This window comes from Pannonibacter sp. Q-1, assembly GCF_054073275.1.
In genome coordinates this window covers 282,734-302,476 of record NZ_JBSXNB010000003.1, presented here as the reverse complement: position 1 = coordinate 302,476, position 19,743 = coordinate 282,734, and the positions used below count along the sequence as shown (strand labels likewise).

Genomic DNA, 19,743 nt, shown 5'->3' with positions numbered 1-19,743 from the left:
GTGAAGAAAATCTTTACGCTCGCTGCCTAGTACTATTGCCCATGGTATCGGACCGAAGAACGTTTCTTCTGACCATCGGGAATGGACATGCACGATAATGTAAGTACGGGCATCCGCCTTTCGATCCTTGGCCGGTTTCTTGTCCTGGTTGTGACGTCGGCCCTGATCATGGTGGCCGGCACGGGGTATGCGTTCTATGTGTTCCGTGAAGCGCTGACCTCTGCTCTGGGGGACCCGTCGCAGGCACAGGCTTTTCTCGGTCCGCAGGCCTCCTCGCTGCTTGATGGCCTGATCATCGATCAGATGCTGCAGATTGTTCTTGTCTGCTCGCCCATCGGTATTGCCTTCCTGGCACTGGCCGTGGTGCTGGCCCTGGGCGTCGCCCGGCCGCTCAACCGGCTGCAGGATGGTCTTGATCTTTTGTCCCAGGGGCAGCTGGATGTGAATATCGACGGTGCCAGCCGTAGCGATGAAATCGGTGCCATTGCGCGCTCCGTTGTCCAGTTCCGTGAAAAGCTGGCAGCCCGCGCCAAGGAGGAAGTTGAACTCCAGGCGGCCCAGCAGACCCAGATGGAACAGGAGCGCCGGGAACTGATGCACGACGTGGCCAGCGACTTCGAACGCTCGGTCATCAGCGTCGTGGAAGCGCTGACCAGCACGGCGCATGCGGTTGGCGGCAATGCCCTTGATCTGCGTCAGGCGGTCGGCAACTCCTCCCGCGCCGTGGATGAAGTGTCCACCGCAACGGCAGAGGCCGGTCAGTCGGTGCGTGTCATGTCCCAGTCTGCCGAAGAGCTGGCAGTCTCCATTTCGACCATCGGCCGTGATGTCGAAAACGCTTCCCAGATCGCCAGCGCTGCCGTGCTTGAAGCCCGCCAGACCGATGAAATCGTCGGCCGCCTGTCGGAGACGGGCCGTCAGATCGGTGAAGTTGTCGAACTCATCAGCCAGATTGCCAACCAGACCAACCTTCTCGCCCTGAATGCCACCATCGAGGCGGCGCGTGCGGGCGAAGCGGGCCGCGGCTTTGCCGTGGTGGCCAATGAGGTGAAGGCTCTGGCCGGTCAGACGACCAAGGCAACGGAAGAAATCACCTCCCAGGTGGCCTCCGTGCAGTTCGTGGCGGAGCAGGCGGTCGGGGCGATCCGCTCCATCACCGCGACCATCGAGCAGATCAGCCAGATTTCCGAAGCCGTTCATGGCTCGGTTCAGAGCCAGATGCAGGCGACCGGTGAGATTTCCCGTTCGGTCCACGTGGCCAATGCCAGCACCGAGCGCGTGGGGGGCAACATGAACCGCCTTGCAGAAGCAATGCAGGCGAGCACCTCGGCCACGGATGAAATGCACGCGGCAGCGGGTGAACTCACCCATCTTTCCGCCAGCCTGCAGACGCAGGTGAGTCAGTTCCTCACCAGCATCCGCGCAGCCTGAGGCAGGCAATCCACAGGACGGTGACATGCGGCGGACGGGTTCCGCCGCATTTTTTTGTCCGCCCGCAGACGGAGGGCTTGCCTGAAGGCGGGCGCGGAGTTTGTCGGGGGAAAGCGGCCACCGGTTTTCCCGAAAAGACAAATGGAAACAAAGAAACCCGGCGTCTGTCAGGTTCACTCTGATCCGGACAGGCACTGGAGAAGGGGCGGAGCCTCTCAAGGACTGGTTGCATTGTTGCCTCATGGCAACAGGCGGAAGGTAAAGCATGTTTGAGCTGTGCTTGAGGCCTTGCGATTTCAACCGAACAGTTTAAGAAAGTCAGGCGCGTTCTGCCGCGCTGTCTATTGCCGTCAACCGAGCTAACAGAGGAGGGGTATTCATGACCAATACGTCACGTGTCCATATGACCGTAGCCCCTGCTCTCGTGGGCCCGTTTCCCATCTCCTGCCACCCGGCAGCCTGAGACGGCGTTTCAAAACATTCCAGCTGAATAGCGACTGGCTTCAAGCGTAACCGGACTCCTCCGGTGCTGCGCGTCTTTCATTTGCGCGTTCCGCCAGCCGTGCCTCATCAGTCCGATTCCGTCTGGAGCAGAACCATGTCTGTTCGTTATCCTTTGGATCCTTTCGATCTGCCTTATCCGCCGGACCTGCCGCGTCCGGATGACTTTGCTGCGTCCTTGCCGCGTGTGACGCTGTCCTGGCGCCAGCGCCTGGCCCTTGGCGGGGCGGCTGTTGCCGTCTTTTCCGCTGCAACGGCTGGTGCCGCCATGCTGATTTTCCTGCCGGTTCTCCTCGCTGACCTGTGGTCGCTGGAGGCTGTCCGGATCGGTAATGCGGTGCAAAGCGCGGCTCAGTACCGCACGCATCTGATCGAGCTGTTTCTCGGCACGCTGGTGCTTGCCGGTGCGCTGGTCAGTTTCGTCTTTTCGCTGGCCTTCGGTGGCCGCCGTCCCTATTGGCAGCGCCTTAAAATCAGGCGTCTGCGCGGTTCTGCCCGGTCCGCGGGCGAGGGCCGTAAATCTCTGGAGTTGAACAATGTTTTCCAGATTTGAACGTCTGATCGATCCCTTCGCGGACTTTAAGCTGGATGTGCCGCCGAAGGGGTTTGGGGCCTTCTGCTGGTACTATACCAAGCCGCTTTGGCCGCTGCTGGCCGGTGTCGGTGTGCTGGGGGCGATGATCGCGATCTTTCAGGTCGCGATCTTTGCCTTCCTGGGCGATCTGGTCAACTGGCTGGGCGAGGCCAACCGGGCGACGTTCTGGACCGACAACTGGGTGAAGCTCTCGCTCATGGCCGGTGTCATCCTGCTGTGCCTGCCGTTGACGCAGGCCTTCTGGGAGCTGCTGTTCCATCAGGGCGTGATCGGCACCTATCCCATGTCCGTGCGCTGGCGCGTGCACCGCTATCTGCTGCGCCAGAGTATGACCTTCTACCACAACGACTTTGCCGGCCGCATCGCCAACAAGATGATGCAGACGGCACTGGCCGTGCGCGAAGTGGTGACGCGGATCGTCGACATGATGGTCTATGTGCTGGTCTATCTGACCAGCGCGCTGATCGTCATCGCTGATGCCAACCTCTATCTCGCGATTCCGCTGGTGGTCTGGACTTTTGCCTATGTTGGCGTGCTGCGTGTCTTCATTCCCCGCCTCAAGGCGATCTCGCAGGAGCAGGCGGATGCCCGCTCGGTGATGACCGGCCACGTGGTGGATGCCTACACCAACATTGCCACGGTCAAGCTCTTCTCCCATGCAAGGCGTGAGGAAGAATATGCCCGCAATTCGATGATGGGCTTCATGAAGACCGTCTTCGGCCAGATGCGCTACGTGACTCTGCTGAACATCTCGCTGAACACGCTGAACACGCTGCTGCTGTTCTCCACGGCCGGGCTGTCCATCTTCCTGTGGCAGCATGAAGTGGTCACCACTGGCGATGTGGCGGTGGCCGTATCGCTCGTCCTGCGTATCCAGGGCATGTCGCAATGGATCCTGTGGGAAGTGGCGGGCCTGTTTGAAAACGTCGGCACGGTGCAGGACGGCATCGGCACCATTGCGCGTGAGCGGGAGGTGCAGGACGTGCCGGATGCAGCGCCTCTTACGGTCACCAAAGGCGAGATCGTCTTCGACAAGGCCTCCTTCCACTATGGCAAGGTCAAGGGTGTCATCGATGCGCTGGATCTGACGATCCGTCCGGGCGAAAAGATCGGACTCATCGGCCGCTCCGGTGCGGGCAAGTCCACCCTCGTCAATCTGCTGCTGCGGTTCTATGACCTTGAGAGCGGTTCAATCCGTATCGACGGGCAGGATATCGCCCGTGTCCGCCAGGATGACCTGCGCGCTCATATCGGTGTTGTTACGCAGGATACTTCGCTGCTGCACCGGTCCATCTATGAGAACGTCGCCTACGGCAAGCCGGAGGCGTCGGAAGCGGAGGTGATCGAGGCTCTGCGCAAGGCCCATGCCCTTGAGTTCGTTCAGGGACTTGAGGACAGGGACGGGCGCAGCGGCCTTCAGGCCCAGGTGGGTGAACGCGGCGTGAAGCTGTCCGGCGGACAGCGCCAGCGGATTGCCATTGCCCGGGTTCTGCTGAAAAATGCCCCCATCCTGCTGCTGGACGAGGCGACATCTGCCCTGGACAGCGAGGTGGAGGCAGCCATTCAGGACAGTCTCTTCGACCTGATGGAAGGCAAGACGGTGATTGCCATCGCGCACCGCCTGTCGACCATCGCGGCCATGGACCGGCTCATCGTCATGGACAAGGGCCGAATCATCGAAGAGGGGCGTCATGAAGAACTGCTGACCCGGGGCGGCCTCTATGCACAGCTGTGGTCGCATCAGTCTGGCGGATTTTTGCAGTCAGCTGCAGAAGTTTGATCCAGATCAAACGATCCGGCTTTCAATTGGGGCCTTTTCAGGGCATCAAAAAGGTGATGACGGCATCCCAAGCGGTGCGACATTTAGCGTTCTGGCCGAAGGTCATCTGGACAATGCGGCAGAACGGTGCAAAAAGACCACCGCTTGGTGTGGTGCGGGCGATTGCCGCACCCGTTTGCCGTTAATGCCCGCGCCGGGCAGCCGACCGTTCCGGAGGGGAGGGCGAGGCTGTCTGCCTGTGGGCATTCGGTATACGTTAAACAGGTTTCGAGAGGACGCGACCTTGGCTCATACGGATTCGGCGGAACCGACCCGCCGTGATTTCCTCTATCTTGCGACCGGCGCCATGGGCGTTGTGGGCGCGGGCGCTGTCGCCTGGCCCTTCATCGACCAGATGAACCCGGACGCTTCGGCTCTTGCTCTGGCCTCCATCGAGGTGGACGTCTCCGCCGTCGAGGTGGGGCAGTCGATCACCGTGAAGTGGCGCGGCAAGCCGGTCTTCATCCGTCAGCGTACGGACAAGGAGATCGAAGAGGCCAAGGCTGTGCCGCTGTCCGAACTGCCGGACAAACTGGCGCGCAACCTCAACCTGTCCGATACCGCCGATGCCTCCGACGCGAATCGCGCCGCCGAAGGCAAGGAAGCCTGGCTCGTCATGGTCGGCATCTGCACCCATCTGGGCTGCGTGCCGCTGGGCAATGCCGGCGACTTCGATGGCTGGTTCTGCCCGTGCCATGGTTCGCACTATGACACTGCAGGGCGTATCCGCCGGGGGCCTGCTCCAGAGAACCTCCTCGTACCGCCGTTTGCGTTTGTTGAAGACGCCAAGATCAAGATCGGTTGACCGGTAGACCCCAGGAGACAGCCATGGCTGGACATTCCAATTACGTTCCGCAGAGCGCGGCGGCGAAGTGGCTTGAGAGCCGTCTGCCGGTCATCTCGCTCGTTCGCGGCTCTTTCGTCGATTTCCCGACCCCGAAGAACCTCAATTACTGGTGGACCTTCGGCGGCATTCTCTTCTTCATGCTGATCTCGCAGATCATCACCGGCATCGTGCTGGTGATGCACTACACCCCCAGCACCACGGCAGCCTTCTACAGCGTCGAGCACATCATGCGTGATGTGAACTTCGGCTGGCTGATCCGCTACCTGCATTCCAACGGCGCGTCGATGTTCTTCATCGCCGTCTACATCCACATCTTCCGCGGTCTCTACTACGGCTCCTACAAGGCCCCGCGCGAAATCTCGTGGATCCTGGGTGTGATCATCTTCCTCATCATGATGGGCACCGCCTTCATGGGCTACGTGCTGCCCTGGGGCCAGATGTCCTTCTGGGGCGCCACCGTGATCACCAACCTGTTCTCGGCGATCCCGCTGGTGGGTGAAGCCGTGCGCACCTGGCTGTGGGGCGGCTTCGCCGTCGATAACCCGACGCTGAACCGCTTCTTCTCGCTGCACTATCTGCTGCCGTTCATGATCTTCGGCGTTGTCATCCTGCACGTGTGGGCCTTCCACACCACGGGCAACAACAACCCGACGGGCGTGCAGCCGAAGTCCGGTCAGGACACGGTTCCGTTCCATCCGTATTACACGGTCAAGGATGCCTTCGCGATCGTGGTGTTCATGATCCTCTTCGCCTGGTTCGTCTTCTACGTGCCCAACTACATGGGTCATGCCGACAACTATATCGAAGCGAATCCGCTGGTGACGCCGGCGCATATCGTGCCGGAATGGTACTTCCTGCCGTTCTACGCGATCCTGCGTGCGGTGCCGGACAAGCTCGGCGGCGTTCTGGCCATGTTTGGCGCCATTGCCATCCTGTTCGTCCTGCCCTGGCTCGACACGTCCAAGGTCCGCTCGGGCGTCTACCGCCCGCTGTTCAAGCAGTTCTTCTGGATCTTCGCAATCAACGCGGTGGCCCTCGGCTATCTCGGTGCGATGCCGGCAGAAGGCATCTACGTGATCCTGTCGCGCATCTGCACGATCTACTACTTCGCCCACTTCCTGATCATCCTGCCGCTGCTGGGCTTCCTTGAGAAGCCGCTGCCGCTGCCGGCCTCGATCTCCGAAGCGGTGCTGGCAAGCGGTTCCGGCAAGCCGGCGGCTGCAGTTGCTGCACCTCAGACGAAGTGACGGAAAGGGTCAGGAGTTTTTGAAATGAGCACCATGATCAAGACCGTCCGCGCCCTTGGCGTATCGCTTGCCGCAACCCTCGCGGTTGCCATCGCCTCGCCCGCTTTCGCAGCGGGTGAGGGGCCGCACATCCCGCGTGAGCAGTGGTCCTTCGCAGGTCCCTTCGGCACCTATGACAAGGCCCAGCTGCAGCGCGGCTTCAAGGTCTACCGCGAGGTTTGCGCCTCGTGCCATGGCCTGAAGTTCGTGGCCTTCCGCAACCTGGCGCAGCCGGGCGGCCCGGGCTTCACCGAAGATCAGGCCAAGGCAATTGCGGCAGACTATACCGTGGTTGATGGACCGAATGACGAGGGCGACATGTTCGAGCGTCCGGCCATTCTGGCCGACCGCTTCCCCTCGCCGTTCCCGAACGAGCAGGCGGCCCGTGCGGCCAATGGCGGCGCCTATCCGCCGGACTTCTCGCTGATCGCCAAGGCCCGTGCTGCCCACCGTGGTTTCCCGTGGTTCATCTTCGACGCCTTCACCCAGTACAACGAGCAGGGCGCCGATTATGTCCATGCGCTGCTCGTGAGCTACGACGAGGAAGTGCCGGAGGGTGTCACGGTTCCTGCAGGCCAGTATTACAATCCGGCCTTCATGAGCGGCTCCTTCATCGGCATGGCCCCTCCGATCTCGGATGAGCAGGTCGACTACACCGACGGCACGCCGATGACGGTGGACCAGTACGCCCGTGACGTCTCCGCCTTCCTGATGTGGGCCGCTGAGCCGCACATGGAAGAGCGCAAGAAGATGGGCTTCCGGGTCATGATCTTCCTGATCGTCTTCGCCTCGATGCTCTACTTCACCAAGAAGAAGCTGTGGCGCAACGTCGAGCACTGATACCGGCACCCGCCGGGTGACCGCAAATGCTGAGAAGGGCCGTCCCCTGGGGCGGCCCTTCGCATTTTCCGGGGCTCTTGCCGGGTTTGACAAGCACCGGCAAACCGGACCTAATCAGGCCGGTCTGATTTGGGGGTGCCGATGACTGAGGCGGTTCTGGGCGTGATTGGCGGGTCGGGGATCTATGATCTGCCGGGCCTTGAGGGGGCGGAGTGGGTTGGCGTCGGCAGCCCCTGGGGCGAGCCATCCGATGCGGTGCGGATCGGCCAGATCAATGGCCTCAAGGTGGTGTTCCTGCCCCGTCACGGCCGCGGCCATCTGCATTCTCCCTCGCAGATCAATTACCGCGCCAATGTTGATGTCATGAAGCGCTGCGGCGTTACGGACCTCATCTCCGTTTCGGCTTGCGGCTCGCTGAAGGAAGAACTGGCGCCGGGCACCTTCGTGCTGGTGGAGCAGTTCATCGACCGGACTTTTGCGCGGGAGAAGAGCTTCTTCGGCACGGGCTGCGTGGCGCATGTGTCCATGGCCTATCCGGTCAGCCCCCGGCTGGTCGATCATGTGGAAGCGGCTGCGCGGGCGGAAGACCTCAAATACCGGCGCGGCGGCACCTATCTGGCCATGGAGGGGCCGCAGTTCTCCTCCCTCGCAGAGAGCCACCTCTACCGTTCCTGGGGCTGTGATGTGATCGGCATGACCAACATGCCGGAGGCCAAGCTCGCCCGCGAGGCGGAGATCTGCTACGCGACGGTGGCCATGGTGACCGACTATGACAGCTGGCACCCGGACCATGGCGAGGTGGATATCCAGCAGATCATCAAGGTGCTGCATGACAATGCCCATCACGCCCAGCAGCTGGTGGCGCGCCTTGCCCGTGATCTGCCGCGCGAGCATGAGCCTTGCCCCGTCGGTTCGGACAGGGCCCTCGACTATGCAATCATGACAGCGCCGGAGCGGCGCGACCCGGCCTTGCTGGCGAAGCTTGATGCCGTGGCAGGCCGGGTGCTTTTCGACAGGGGCTGAGCGCTGCGGCGCATTGGCCGTGGGCAAGGCGGTTATGCCTTTGCCCCCGGCAGCCACGCCTTGATATAAGATCTGGCAAAGGCCCAGCAGCCGGGGCTCTGCCCCGGGGCAGTGGCCACTCAAGACACGACGCGCCCTAAGAGGACGATATGGACATTCCCAGCGTTTCCGATGAGCTGCTGCAGGCCATCCGCACGATCCCGGATTACCCCAAGCCCGGCATTCTGTTCCGCGACATCACCACTCTTCTGGGCAATGCCCGCGCCTTCCGCCGGGCCGTGGATGCACTGGTGCAGCCCTGGGCCGGTTCCAAGGTGGAGCAGATTGCCGGCATCGAGGCGCGCGGCTTCATTCTGGGCGGTGCCGTGGCGCATCAGCTGTCTGCCGGCTTCGTGCCGATCCGCAAGAAGGGCAAGCTGCCCTGGCAGACGGTCAGTGTTGCCTATTCGCTGGAATATGGCCTTGATGAAATCGAGATGCACAGCGACGCCATCAATCCGGGCGACAGGGTGATCGTGGTTGATGACCTGATCGCCACCGGCGGTACGGCGGAGGCTGCCTGCAAGCTGCTGCGCGGGCAGGGGGCGGAGATTGTCGCCGCCTGTTTCATCGTTGACCTGCCGGACCTGGGCGGGCGTCAGCGGCTGGAAGCCATGGGCGTGCCGGTGCGCACGCTGCTGTCTTTCCCGGGGCATTGACCATGGCGGGGCAGCACGGGCACGGACCGGATTTTTCCCCTGCGTTCAGGGCTGCCTTTGCCGATCTGCTGCACTGGCGGCGTGATGTGCGCCGCTTCCGCAAGGACAGTCTGCCGGATGGCCTGCTGGATGAGGTTCTGGCGCTGGCCGACCTTGCGCCGTCCGTTGGCAACAGTCAGCCCTGGCGCATTGTCCGCGTGGAAAGCGAAGCCCGGCGGGACGCGGTGACGAGGCTGTTCGAGCAGGAAAACAACCGCGCCCTTGCTGCCTATGAGGGCGAAAAGGCGGAGCTTTACGCAAGGCTCAAGCTGGCTGGCCTGCGCGAAGCGCCGGTTCAGCTGGCGGTCTTCTGCGATCCGGACCCGGAGCAGGGCCATGGGCTTGGCCGTGCAACGATGCCGCAGACACTTGCCTTCTCGGCCGTTGGCATGGTCCAGTGCCTGTGGCTTGCCGCGCGCATGCATGGCGTGGGGCTCGGCTGGGTGTCGATCATCGATCCGCAGGCCGTGAAGACAACGCTGGACGTGCCTTCCGGCTGGGAGCTGATCGGCTATCTCTGCCTCGGCTTTCCCGAGGAAGAGCATCTGGTGCCGGAGCTGGAGCGGGAGGGCTGGCAGGCCCGCACACCGCTCGAAGGGCGTATTTTCATCCGTTAGGAGGAACCTTTGGCAGTCATCATCAGGCCGATTGAAGACAAGGACCGGGCGTCGCTCGCACAGCTGCTGGAAGAGCGGTGGGCGGGCGTGGAGATCCTGCTGGATGGCGTCATGGTCGATGCCTCGGCACTGCCGGGCTTTCTGGCGGAGGACGACGGGCAACTCGCCGGGGCTGTCACGGTCATCCGCCGGGAGAGCGAATGGGAAATTCTGACCCTCGATTCGCTCAGCCGCTGGGCAGGCACGGGCACGCAGCTGCTGGATGCGGTGGTCAATGATGCGCGCGGCCATGGCATGACCCGGCTGATGGTGCGCACATCGAATGACAATCTGGATGCCTTCCGCTTCTATCAGCGGCGTGGCTTCCGGCTGGAGCGGATCGTGCAGGGCGTCATTGATGACGAGCGCCAGCTCAAGCCCGAAATCCCGCTCATGGGCGAGTACGGCATTCCGCTGCATGACGAAGTGGTGCTCGGCCGAAGCCTTTAGGCTTTGTACCAAGGCTTTCGATGCTGACGCATCACGCCTTGAAATGGCTCAGGCGCCGCACGGGCTTGAGCAGCTCTTGATGGGCCAAGTTGATCGAGAGTTGGTACCAGGCTGCGGCAATACGAAGGTTAGGCTTGCTGCGGCCTGCGCCGGAGGTAGACCTTGCTTTCAAAGCTGAAGACCAGTTCGCCGTTCTGGTTGGTGCCCTCATTGCGGCCGCGCAGCACGCCCCAGTCCGGGCGCTGCGGGATATCATCCTTCGCAATCACGACGCTGGCGTAGGTGATCGTGTCGCCGGCAAAGACGGGCTTGATCCATTTGAGGTTTTCGAAGCCGGGCGAGGGGCCGCGCTCCACCGGCGTTTCCCCGCGAGCGAGCGTGGCCGCGTCCAGTTCCTGCATGGTCAGGATCAGACGGCGCATGAAGGCGGAGGCCGTGTGCCAGCCGGAGGCGCAGAGGCGGCCAAAGTGTGTGGCCGCTGCACCTTCTTCCGTCAGGTGGAAGGGCTGAGGGTCGAAGGCGGCGGCAAAGCGGACGATGTCTTCTGCCGTGAAGTGGTGGGAGCCAAGCTCGACGCGCTCGCCCAGCTCCATCTCGTCAAACCAGGTTCTCATGCGCCCGCCTCCGGTGCCGCTTCACGGCAGGTGAAGAGGATCGGGTTTTCCAGCACCATCACGGTGTCACCGTTCTGATTGAAGACGGAAAAAGCGAAGGTGACGAGCCCAAGGCCGGGCCGCGAGCGCAAGGGGCGGCAGCTCAGCACCTTGGCTTCCGCCCTCAGCGTGTCGCCCGGGTAGACCGGCCGCCGCCAGGTGAGCGTGTCGATGCCCGGCGCGCCCTGACCGGCGGACTGCGCCAGAAGCCCGTCCACCAGCATGCGCATGAACATGGATGCGGTGTGCCAGCCCGATGCGGCAAGGCCGCCCAGCAGCGAGGCCTTGCCGGCCTCCTCATCGAGATGGAAGGGTTGAGGGTCGAATTCCGCAGCGAAGGCGATGATTTCATCCTTCGTGACGGTCTTCGTGCCGAGGGGGATGGTCTCGCCGGGCGAGAAGTCTTCGAAGTAGCGGTGGGCGGTCATGGGACTTGTTTTATCTTGCCATGACCGCCCGCGCCAGTGGTTGATGGGGCTCATTCCGCTTCTGGCAAATGCTCCTTTTGGCGGAGCTTGAATGCCAGTGGGTCAGACCATGCGCCAGATCCGGACGGCCGCCGCCCGCTCCGGCGATTGGCCTCAATCGTAATACATCTCGTTGTCGTCCAGATAGACGTTCGAGGCTTCGCAGATGTCGATGGAGATCGGGTCGTCCAGCACTTCGCTGCCGTCCGTCCCGAGCCAGCCCACCTGGAAAGTCTGCTCGCAAGGACCAGAATTGGCGTGGAAGGTGGCACGCACATTGTCGCCCGGAGCCAGACGGTTGCTCAGCCAGTTGTCACTCCAGCCGTCACCGCCGTTGGTGTAGAAGCCAACGACCGTGTTGCTGTCCGTGTTGTTGTAGATCTGGAAGTAGCCTTCCTGCCCGGTTCCGGCCGCCATCAGCGGTGCGGTTGCGGTCAAGGTTGCGGCAACTGCCGCTGCAAGAAAATTGAAGCTTTTCATCATGCTCCCCACAGAGCCATGGGCAAGTTGCGACTCTTCGCAGCCCGCAGGCTCCATGAAAAGCAAGACCACCGCTGCGACAGCCTGTAAAGCTGACGCTTAGTATCGATAATCAACGTGCATTGATATAATGCAATCACTGGATGTCTATATGACAGAGAAGTTATCAGGCGTTGCCAATCAGTACCCCGGCGGCGAACACCAGTGATCCGCCAAGAACCACCTGCAGGGCGGCGCGCCAGAAAGGTGTGTCCATGTAACGGTTCTGGATCCAGGCAATGGCCCAGAGTTCAATGAAGACGACGGCCGCAGCCAGGCTGGTGGCTGTCCAGAAATCCGGAATGAGATAGGGCAGGGCGTGGCCAAGTCCGCCAACCGTCGTCATGATACCGGACGAGAGGCCGCGCTTCAGTGGAGAGCCGCGCCCCGACAGCACCCCGTCATCATGCGCAGCTTCCGTGAAGCCCATGGAAATGCCCGCACCAACGGAGGCGGACAGGCCGACGAGGAAGGTCTGCCAGGTGTCCTGCGTCGCAAAGGCTGCCGCAAAGATCGGGGCCAGCGTCGAGACGGAGCCATCCATCAGCCCGGCAAGGCCCGGCTGCACATAGGTGAGAATGAACTGGCGGTGGGCGGTCTTGTCTTCCTCGGCCCGCACATCCGTGGGGGTCAGGCTCTCGCTGAGGGCCTCTGCACGGCTCTCGTGGCCGCGTTCGGCCATGGCGAGATCGCCCAAGAGCTTGCGGGTGGCGGCATCGCTGGTGCGCTTTGCAGCTTCCTCGTAGAAGCGGGCGGCCTGATCCTCCATCTGCTCCGCCATCGCCCGCACCTTTTCAAGGCCGAGCGGGCGGACCAGCCAGTCGGGCTTGCGGGTGTAATATCCGCGCACGTGCTCGCGCCGGATCAGCGGGATGCTGTCGCCAAAGCGGTTCTGGAACAGGGCAATCAATTGCTGCCGGTGGCCATTTTCCTCTTCCGCCATGGCATCGAACACGGCGGCAGAGGCGGGAAAATCATCCCGCAGCCCATCGGCATAGGCCTTGTAGATCCGGCTGTCGTCCTCTTCGGACGAAATGGCAAGCGCAAGGATTTCGGCCTCGCTCAGCGATGAAAAGTCGCGGCGGCCAGTCGACAGAAACCGGGAGAACATCTGCGCGATCCGATCAGGAAAGGATGAGGGAACTCCCCGCAATCTAAACCGCAAGATATGTCAAAACCACCCATGATAGGCCCAGTGCGTCAAAGTGAGCGAGCAACATGACCTTTCAGCCGCCTTCGGACCTGACCCCGGCCAGAACCTACGAACGGCGCTTTGCCCGCGTCATCGAGCATGTGCATGATCATCTCGACGAGCCGCTTGATCTCGATCAGCTCGCGGATATCGCTGCCATGTCGCGGTGGCACTGGCACCGGGTGTGGCAGGCATGTTTCGGTGAAAGTGTGGTTGCCATGGTCCGGCGGCTCCGGATGCAGCGGGCAGCCACGGCGCTGGCCAGGGGCGAGACGGATCTGGAACGGCTGGCACGGGAGGCCGGCTATGGCAGCCTGACTGCCTTCACCCGCGCCTTCCGTCAGTCCTATGGCCTGCCGCCGGCCACATACCGGGACGCGGGTCCGCATCGCCGCTTTGACAAGGACTGGACCCCGCCGGCCCGCAAGCGGCCGGCTGACCTTGGAGCTTCTCCCATGCATGACATCGTCATCCGCCAGGAACCGCAGCGCGTGCTGGCCGGCATCGCGCACAAGGGCCCTTACATCGAAATCGGCCGTGCCTTTGAACATCTGATCGGCAGCCTTGCCAGTCGTGGCCTGATGGACAAGACAGGCATGTTGATCGGCTTTTACTACAGCGATCCGTCCGTGGTGCCGGAGCAGGAGTTGCGTTCGGCCGCAGCGGTCGAGCTGCGGCAGGACATCGCCTTGTCTGCGCCGCTGGAGCGCATCGAGGTTCCGGCGCAGCGCTATGCCGTATTGCGGCACAAGGGGCCGTATGCGGACATGAAGGCCGCCTATGACTGGCTCTACGGCACCTGGCTGCCGGCATCTGGCCATGAACCGGCGGATGGGCCGGCCATGGAAATCTACCTGAACAACCCTCGCGACACGGCCCCGTCCGATCTTCTGACCGACATCTGCCTGCCGTTGAGATAGGGGCAGATCACCTCGACCAGAAGCGGCGCAAAGCCTTCGCCGCGCGCCGCGATCCGGCCGCTGTGGACCGCCCGCACTGAACCATAGGGGAAAGCGCAAGGACAAGCCCTTCCGGGCGTGGCATTTCGGCCCGGAGGGCGGCGGGTATGCCGTTCAAATCACTGCCTGTTTTTTGAACAAAAGTATCTGCGTGGCCTGTTTGAATGGGCGCAGGAAAAAATCTCTGCATCCGGATCTGCCTATTTGTTTTGCTTTTGGCTTGACGTTAGGCAAATGGGTTTAAGTATCCGCTTCCATTGATGAAATTATTCCGGCAATGGGTTTGCTTTCCTTTTTGTTAGTGATTTTTGACGGTAATACATTCCTGACATCAGGCTCTTCGGAGCTGAGCGGCAGGTAGATATTTAGATGGATCAGTTGATTGCCGATACGGAGCGTGCCCCGGCGCTGTCCGACATCGTGGAACGAACCTCCGAGGTGCGTGAACTGACCACAACAAAGGTTGGCCAGATCCGGGACGTAACGGGGCGGCTGCGCATGCTGGCGCTCAATGCCATGATCGAGAGCGCCCGCGCGGGTGATCAGGGCCGCGGCTTTTTGGTTGTTGCGCAGGAAGTGCGCGAGATTTCAACCGCTGTCGAGGGCATTTCCGGCGCGCTGGCCAAGGAACTGGCGGGCGAGATCGAGGCGCTGGAAACGCTGACGCGCCAGATGGCGCTGCAGGCGCAGGGCTCGCGCCTGACGGATCTGGCGCTCAACGCCATCGAACTGATCGACCGCAACCTCTATGAGCGCACCTGTGACGTGCGCTGGTGGGCGACGGATTCGGCCGTGGCCGGCTGCGCGGAGAAGTCCACGCCGGAGGCGGTTGCCTATGCCTGCGAGCGGCTGGGCGTCATTCTCGGAGCCTATACGGTCTATACGGATCTGTGGCTGTGTGACCTCAACGGCCGGGTGATCGCCAATGGCCGCCCGGACCGCTTCAAGGTTGCCGGTGCCGATGTGTCTTCCCGCGGCTGGTTCGGCCGTGGGCGGTCCCTGCGCTCCGGTGATGACTATGTGGCCGACGAAATCTCCCGCGAGCCGCTGCTCGGCAACGGGCAGGTGGCGACGTATCTTGCCAGCGTGCGGGAGGGAGGGCGCAGCAATGGCCGTCCGATCGGCATGCTGGCTGTCCACTTCGACTGGGAGCCGCAGGCGAAGGCGATTGTCGACGGCGTGCGCCTGACACCGCAGGAGCGGGAGCGCTCACGCGTGATGCTGGTCAGCGGCAATGGCCGTGTGCTGGCCTCATCGGATGGCAAGGGCGTGTTGAGCGAGCAGTTCCAGCTCCAGACCGGCGGCCAGGAGCATGGCTTCTATGTGGACCGGGACGGCGCCACCGTCGCCTTCCACAGGACGCCGGGTTACGAGACCTATGCGGGCCTTGGCTGGTACGGTGTCATCCGCCAGAAGCTGTGATGGACCTGCGGGCTGATCACACGACGTCGACAGTGAGCGGTGCAAAACCCTCGACGCTGGCCTCCAGCCTGTCGCCGCGCACAACCGGACCGACGCCCGAGGGGGTGCCGGTCAGGATCACGTCGCCGGCGGCCAGCGTGAAATAGTCCGACAGATAGGCGATCATCTCCGGGATCTTCCAGATCATCTGGTTGAGATCGCCGCTCTGGCGCAGGGTGCCATTGACGGTAAGGGTGATAGCGCCTGCCTGCGGATGACCGCAGATACTGGCCGGGACCACCGGACCGATGGGCGCGGAATGCTCGAAGGCCTTGGCCGTGTCCCAGGGGCGGCCCATGTCCTTGGCCACCGCCTGCAGGTCACGGCGGGTCATGTCGAGGGCCACCGCATAGCCATAGACGTGGGAAAGCGCATCGGCCACCGTGATGCCGCTGCCGCCGGACTTCAGCACCACCGCCAGTTCCACCTCGTGATGCACATCCGCCGTCTTGCCCGGATAGGGGAAGGTGCCGGAGGCGTCGAGATTGTCCGCGTTCTTCTGAAAGAAGAACGGCGGTTCCTTGCTCGGATCGTGCCCCATCTCCACCGCATGGGCTGCATAGTTGCGGCCGATGCAATAGACCCGGCGTACCGGAAACAGCGCATCAGCACCTGCCACGGGCAGGGCGGGGATCTTCGGAACGTCGATCACAAAGCTCGTCATGATGCGCTGGTCTTTCTGGTGCTGGCGTCAGGTGTTGAACTTGAACAGCATCACATCGCCGTCCTTGACGATGTATTCCTTGCCTTCGTCACGCGCCTTGCCGGCTTCCTTGGCGCCCACTTCGCCGCCGAGGCTGACGTAGTCGTCGAAGGCAATCGTCTGGGCGCGGATGAAGCCGCGTTCGAAGTCCGAGTGGATGACGCCGGCTGCCTGCGGTGCCTTGGTGCCGCGGGTGATGGTCCAGGCGCGGGTTTCCTTCGGGCCTGCGGTGAAATAGGTGATCAGGCCCAGAAGGTCGTAACCGGCGCGGATCAGGCGGTCGAGGCCCGGTTCTTCAAGGCCGAGCGTGTCGAGGAATTCCTTCTGCTCTTCATTGTCGAGCTGGGAGATTTCCGCCTCGATGGCCGCAGAGATGACCACGGAACCGGCGCCCTGCGCCTTTGCCATTTCGGCAACCTTGGCGGACAGCTCGTTGCCGGTGCCGGCCGAGCCTTCTTCCACGTTGCAGACGTAGAGCACGGGCTTGGAGGTCAGCAGGTTCAGGCCCTGCAGGATCTTCTCTTCCTCGGCATCGGCGAGCTTCAGCGTGCGCACCGGCTTGCCGTCCTGCAGCAGGGCGAGGGCGGCTTCCATGATCGGGGCGATGGCCTTGGCTTCCTTGTCGCCGACCTGTGCCTTCTTCTTCATCGGGGCAAGGCGGCGCTCAAGGCTTTCCATGTCGGAGACCATCAGCTCGGTCTCGACGGTTTCCGCGTCGGAGATCGGGTCGATCTTGCCTTCCACATGGGTGATGTCGTCATCGACGAAGCAGCGCAGCACGTGGACGATGGCATCCACCTCGCGGATGTTGGCAAGGAACTGGTTGCCGAGGCCTTCGCCCTTCGACGCGCCGCGTACGAGGCCGGCGATGTCCACGAAGGTGATGCGGGTCGGGATGATTTCCTTGCTGCCCGCGATCTTGGCAATCGCCGTCATGCGCGGGTCCGGCACGGCCACTTCGCCGGTGTTCGGCTCGATGGTGCAGAACGGATAGTTGGCGGCCTGAGCCGCCGCCGTGCGTGTGAGCGCATTGAAGAGCGTGGACTTGCCGACGTTGGGCAGGCCAACGATGCCGCACTGGAAACCCATGGGAGATCGCTTTCGGTTTGATCGAAGATTTGAGCCGCTTCTTGCCCGAGGGGGCGGGCAAGGTCAAGCATTGCGAAGACGGAAGGCGGGTCAGTCCTGTCCGCCGCTCTTGCCCAGCAGCTTCTTCAGCATCTCGGCCATGGGGCCGGACGTGGGCAGGGCAGGGGCCTTTGGCTGGCGGGCCTGACGGATGTGGCTCTGCCCCTTGGCGGCCGGGCGCGGCGCGGGCGGGGTGGTGGCCTCACCGGTTTCCGCGGCCTTGCGCTTCTCGGGGCGCTGCGCCTTCTCCGGCTCCAGCTGCAGGGTCAGCTTGTTGGCAAAGGTGCTGTCCTGGCGTTTGGCCAGCAGCTCCGCATGACCGGCGATGCCGTCAAACAGCAGCTCCAGCCACTCGCCATCCACTTTGGCGAAGTCACCCAGCACATAGTTGGAGACGAGCTTCTTGTCGCCCGGATGGCCGATGCCGAGCCTCAGGCGCCTGTAGGCATCGCCGATATGGGCGGTGATGGAGCGCAAGCCGTTGTGGCCGCCATGGCCGCCGCCGGTCTTCATGCGGAACTTGGCGGGCGGCAGGTCCAGCTCGTCATAGATGACGAGAATATCCGCCGGTTCCAGCTTGTAGAAGCGCATGGCCTCGCCGACGGAGCGGCCGGACTCGTTCATGTAGGTCATGGGCTTCAGCAGCATGACCTTTTCGCCACCGATGGTGCCCTCGCTCACCTCGCCCTGAAAGCGGGCGCGCCAGGGCGAGAAGCCGGAATGGCGGCGGTGGATCTCGTCCACGGCCATGAAGCCGATGTTGTGCCGGTTGCGGGCATATTGTCCGCCCGGGTTGCCGAGGCCTGCGATGATCTGCATGGCATGTCCGTAGCTGCGCAAACGGGAAATGGCGCTGGCCTTGGGGCCGCGCGGTGTCAGCGTCCGCTTACAGCAATGGGCCGCCCCTGTCGAGACGGCCCACTCTCCGGCTGCTTTCTCATGGTCTTGCGGAGCGGTGCAGTGCCGGGGTGCGCACTGCCGGAACGTTGTAACTTAATCCCCTTCCCGCAAGGCCTCTCGAATGCGAGCCTGCTCACCGGCGACGTGAGGCAGCAGTTCGCTGCCGCCCGATCCCTGCTTCTCCGTCAGGAATTCGGACATCCGCCGGTCAAGTTCGGTCAGCCGCTGGCTCCGTCGCCCGGCGGGGCGGATGGGGCCGAAGCCATGCATGGCAAACCAGAAGGCTGGAAAACCGGTGTTCATGCGCGCGCCATCCCGTTCCCCCGCAGTTCCTTGCGGAAGAACTCCCGTTCCACCTGCGCGATTTGCTCCTTGAGGCGGAGGCGCAGTTTCTTGAGGGCTGTGAGGCGGATGGTATCGGTGTGAGGGCGGCGGGCCTCCCGCTCGATCTTTGCGTCGAGAATGGCATGACGAACGCGCAAGGCGACCAGTTTCTGGTGCATGTTTTCCTCCTTTCATTACCCAGCTTCTTTCATATGGAGTGCTTCGCGCGATTATAAAAATACATAGACTGTATGGCTGTGATAGATATTATCTATCTCATGCCCTACCGCCCTTCGCACCGCCAGCTTGAGTACCTTGTCGCCGTTGCCGAGCATGGCCACTTCGGCCGTGCAGCACGCGCCTGCCATGTCTCCCAGCCGACCTTGTCGGCGCAGCTGAAGCTGCTGGAAGACCGGCTGGGGGTGGTGCTGATAGACCGGGGCGGCAGTGCCGTGCAACCGACGCCGGCTGGCCATGCCCTGCTTCCCTATGCGAGAACGGTGCTGGAAACGCTGGATGAATTCGTCCGCGAGGCGCAGGCGGCCGACAAGGGGCTGGGCGGACTGATCCGCATGGGCGTTGCGCCCACGGCCGGGCCATATCTGCTGCCCGGTGTCATCGAGCTTCTGCAGGAACAGGTGCCGGGCCTGCAGCTCTACATCCGGGAGGAACGGCCATCGCTTCTGGAAACGGCCGTGCGGGAGGGGAATGTGGATTGCATCCTGACGCCCCTGCCGGTCCGGGAGAGCCGCCTCGTCAGCGAGGTGATATGCTGCGAGCAGATCTATCTGGGCCTGCCGCAGCGCCACCCTCTTGCTGCCAGGCCCGGGCTGTCCGTTTCCGACCTTGAGGGCGAGCGGATGCTGACGCTGGGGCGCGGCCACCGGCTCTATGATCAGGTGCAGGCGCTGTGCGCGGCGTCCGGCGCGGTGATGAGCGAAGACTACGAAGGTACCAGCCTTGACGCCCTGCGCCAGATGGTGGCCATCGGCATGGGGCTTTCCCTGTTTCCGGCCGCCTATGTGGCTTCCGAATTTGCGCGGGAGCGGCAGGTGGTGCTGCGGAGCCCGGGCGACTGGCCCATGCAGCGGCATATCGTGCTGGCCTGGCGGGAGGGCTCGCCGCGTCAGGCTCATTTTCAGCGGCTGGCGGAACTGGCGCGCGACGGCATCGCCGGGTCAGGTCTTGAGGGTGTCAGTCTGGCGGAGGCTTGACGCAAAAAGGGGACGCAATGCGCCCCCTTTCGCGGAAA

General features: G+C 62.9%; 22 protein-coding genes. 13 read left to right on the top strand and 9 right to left on the bottom strand.

Going from position 1 to position 19,743, the window contains the following annotated elements; all coding sequences use genetic code 11:
* Nucleotides 1-81 precede the first annotated feature (81 nt).
* From ACVNHC_RS09340 to ACVNHC_RS09295, 10 genes are all read left to right on the top strand, one after another.
* Nucleotides 82-1,431 (top strand): methyl-accepting chemotaxis protein, encoded by a 1,350-nt coding sequence (locus tag ACVNHC_RS09340; RefSeq protein ID WP_082206139.1) that lies wholly within the window; start codon nucleotides 82-84, stop codon nucleotides 1,429-1,431.
* A gap of 598 nt (nucleotides 1,432-2,029) precedes the next feature.
* Nucleotides 2,030-2,485 (top strand): hypothetical protein, encoded by a 456-nt coding sequence (locus ACVNHC_RS09335; RefSeq protein ID WP_157757141.1) that lies wholly within the window; start codon nucleotides 2,030-2,032, stop codon nucleotides 2,483-2,485.
* Nucleotides 2,469-4,307 (top strand): ABC transporter ATP-binding protein, encoded by a 1,839-nt coding sequence (locus ACVNHC_RS09330; RefSeq protein WP_186391180.1) that lies wholly within the window; start codon nucleotides 2,469-2,471, stop codon nucleotides 4,305-4,307. The genes ACVNHC_RS09335 and ACVNHC_RS09330 overlap by 17 nt, the downstream gene beginning before the upstream one ends.
* A 283-nt stretch (nucleotides 4,308-4,590) precedes the next feature.
* Nucleotides 4,591-5,151 (top strand): ubiquinol-cytochrome c reductase iron-sulfur subunit, encoded by a 561-nt coding sequence (petA, locus tag ACVNHC_RS09325; protein ID WP_019963925.1) that lies wholly within the window; start codon nucleotides 4,591-4,593, stop codon nucleotides 5,149-5,151.
* Nucleotides 5,152-5,174: 23 nt separating this feature from the next.
* Nucleotides 5,175-6,440 (top strand): cytochrome b, encoded by a 1,266-nt coding sequence (locus ACVNHC_RS09320; RefSeq protein WP_050474973.1) that lies wholly within the window; start codon nucleotides 5,175-5,177, stop codon nucleotides 6,438-6,440.
* Nucleotides 6,441-6,464: 24 nt separating this feature from the next.
* Nucleotides 6,465-7,319, top strand: a complete 855-nt coding sequence (locus tag ACVNHC_RS09315; RefSeq protein ID WP_050474974.1) for a cytochrome c1 — start codon at nucleotides 6,465-6,467, stop codon at nucleotides 7,317-7,319.
* Between the two features lie 141 nt (nucleotides 7,320-7,460).
* Nucleotides 7,461-8,342 (top strand): S-methyl-5'-thioadenosine phosphorylase, encoded by an 882-nt coding sequence (locus ACVNHC_RS09310; RefSeq protein WP_050474975.1) that lies wholly within the window; start codon nucleotides 7,461-7,463, stop codon nucleotides 8,340-8,342.
* A gap of 149 nt (nucleotides 8,343-8,491) precedes the next feature.
* Nucleotides 8,492-9,040, top strand: coding sequence for an adenine phosphoribosyltransferase (locus ACVNHC_RS09305; RefSeq protein ID WP_050474976.1), 549 nt, complete (start codon nucleotides 8,492-8,494; stop codon nucleotides 9,038-9,040).
* Between the two features lie 2 nt (nucleotides 9,041-9,042).
* A complete protein-coding gene (gene bluB, locus ACVNHC_RS09300) occupies nucleotides 9,043-9,696 on the top strand; it encodes a 5,6-dimethylbenzimidazole synthase (RefSeq protein WP_050474977.1) in 654 nt (217 codons plus the stop codon).
* Between the two features lie 9 nt (nucleotides 9,697-9,705).
* Nucleotides 9,706-10,185, top strand: coding sequence for a GNAT family N-acetyltransferase (locus tag ACVNHC_RS09295; protein ID WP_050474978.1), 480 nt, complete (start codon nucleotides 9,706-9,708; stop codon nucleotides 10,183-10,185).
* A 128-nt stretch (nucleotides 10,186-10,313) separates the two neighbouring features.
* On the opposite strand, the gene ACVNHC_RS09290 is transcribed toward ACVNHC_RS09295, so the two are convergent.
* The 4 genes from ACVNHC_RS09290 to mbfA all read right to left on the bottom strand — a co-directional run bounded on the left by ACVNHC_RS09290 (nucleotide 10,314) and on the right by mbfA (nucleotide 12,935).
* Nucleotides 10,314-10,799: a MaoC family dehydratase gene (locus ACVNHC_RS09290; protein WP_050474979.1), complete on the bottom strand. Its 486-nt coding sequence runs from the start codon at nucleotides 10,797-10,799 to the stop codon at nucleotides 10,314-10,316.
* Complete coding sequence (locus tag ACVNHC_RS09285; protein ID WP_457167059.1) at nucleotides 10,796-11,266, bottom strand: MaoC family dehydratase; 471 nt, start codon at nucleotides 11,264-11,266, stop codon at nucleotides 10,796-10,798. The genes ACVNHC_RS09290 and ACVNHC_RS09285 overlap by 4 nt, the downstream gene beginning before the upstream one ends.
* A gap of 153 nt (nucleotides 11,267-11,419) precedes the next feature.
* Nucleotides 11,420-11,785: a hypothetical protein gene (locus tag ACVNHC_RS09280; protein ID WP_208982811.1), complete on the bottom strand. Its 366-nt coding sequence runs from the start codon at nucleotides 11,783-11,785 to the stop codon at nucleotides 11,420-11,422.
* Nucleotides 11,786-11,951: 166 nt separating this feature from the next.
* Nucleotides 11,952-12,935, bottom strand: a complete 984-nt coding sequence (mbfA, locus tag ACVNHC_RS09275; protein WP_050474982.1) for an iron exporter MbfA — start codon at nucleotides 12,933-12,935, stop codon at nucleotides 11,952-11,954.
* A gap of 107 nt (nucleotides 12,936-13,042) precedes the next feature.
* On the opposite strand from mbfA, the gene ACVNHC_RS09270 reads away from it, so the two are divergent.
* Nucleotides 13,043-13,936, top strand: coding sequence for an AraC family transcriptional regulator (locus ACVNHC_RS09270; protein WP_457167058.1), 894 nt, complete (start codon nucleotides 13,043-13,045; stop codon nucleotides 13,934-13,936).
* A gap of 408 nt (nucleotides 13,937-14,344) precedes the next feature.
* Nucleotides 14,345-15,397, top strand: coding sequence for a methyl-accepting chemotaxis protein (locus tag ACVNHC_RS09265; protein ID WP_457167057.1), 1,053 nt, complete (start codon nucleotides 14,345-14,347; stop codon nucleotides 15,395-15,397).
* Nucleotides 15,398-15,413: 16 nt separating this feature from the next.
* Here the strand turns inward: ACVNHC_RS09265 and ACVNHC_RS09260 are convergent, their stop codons facing one another.
* The 5 genes from ACVNHC_RS09260 to ACVNHC_RS09240 form a co-directional block, all read right to left on the bottom strand.
* Nucleotides 15,414-16,100, bottom strand: coding sequence for a fumarylacetoacetate hydrolase family protein (locus tag ACVNHC_RS09260; protein ID WP_457167056.1), 687 nt, complete (start codon nucleotides 16,098-16,100; stop codon nucleotides 15,414-15,416).
* Between the two features lie 27 nt (nucleotides 16,101-16,127).
* On the bottom strand, nucleotides 16,128-17,228 hold the full coding sequence (gene ychF, locus ACVNHC_RS09255; RefSeq protein ID WP_050474988.1) for a redox-regulated ATPase YchF: 1,101 nt from the start codon (nucleotides 17,226-17,228) through the stop codon (nucleotides 16,128-16,130).
* A gap of 90 nt (nucleotides 17,229-17,318) precedes the next feature.
* Nucleotides 17,319-18,086 carry an aminoacyl-tRNA hydrolase gene (gene pth / locus ACVNHC_RS09250; protein ID WP_457167055.1) on the bottom strand — a complete coding sequence of 256 codons (768 nt, stop codon included), beginning with the start codon at nucleotides 18,084-18,086 and terminating at the stop codon, nucleotides 17,319-17,321.
* Nucleotides 18,087-18,260: 174 nt separating this feature from the next.
* Nucleotides 18,261-18,470: a hypothetical protein gene (locus tag ACVNHC_RS09245; RefSeq protein WP_186391171.1), complete on the bottom strand. Its 210-nt coding sequence runs from the start codon at nucleotides 18,468-18,470 to the stop codon at nucleotides 18,261-18,263.
* The gene (locus tag ACVNHC_RS09240; RefSeq protein WP_050474991.1) at nucleotides 18,467-18,670 is read right to left on the bottom strand and encodes a YdcH family protein; all 204 of its coding nucleotides are present in this window, start codon (nucleotides 18,668-18,670) and stop codon (nucleotides 18,467-18,469) included. The genes ACVNHC_RS09245 and ACVNHC_RS09240 overlap by 4 nt, the downstream gene beginning before the upstream one ends.
* 72 nt (nucleotides 18,671-18,742) lie before the next feature.
* Here ACVNHC_RS09240 and ACVNHC_RS09235 point away from each other — a divergent pair, with 72 nt between their 5' ends.
* Nucleotides 18,743-19,705 carry a LysR substrate-binding domain-containing protein gene (locus tag ACVNHC_RS09235; RefSeq protein ID WP_348771096.1) on the top strand — a complete coding sequence of 321 codons (963 nt, stop codon included), beginning with the start codon at nucleotides 18,743-18,745 and terminating at the stop codon, nucleotides 19,703-19,705.
* Nucleotides 19,706-19,743: the final 38 nt, after the last annotated feature.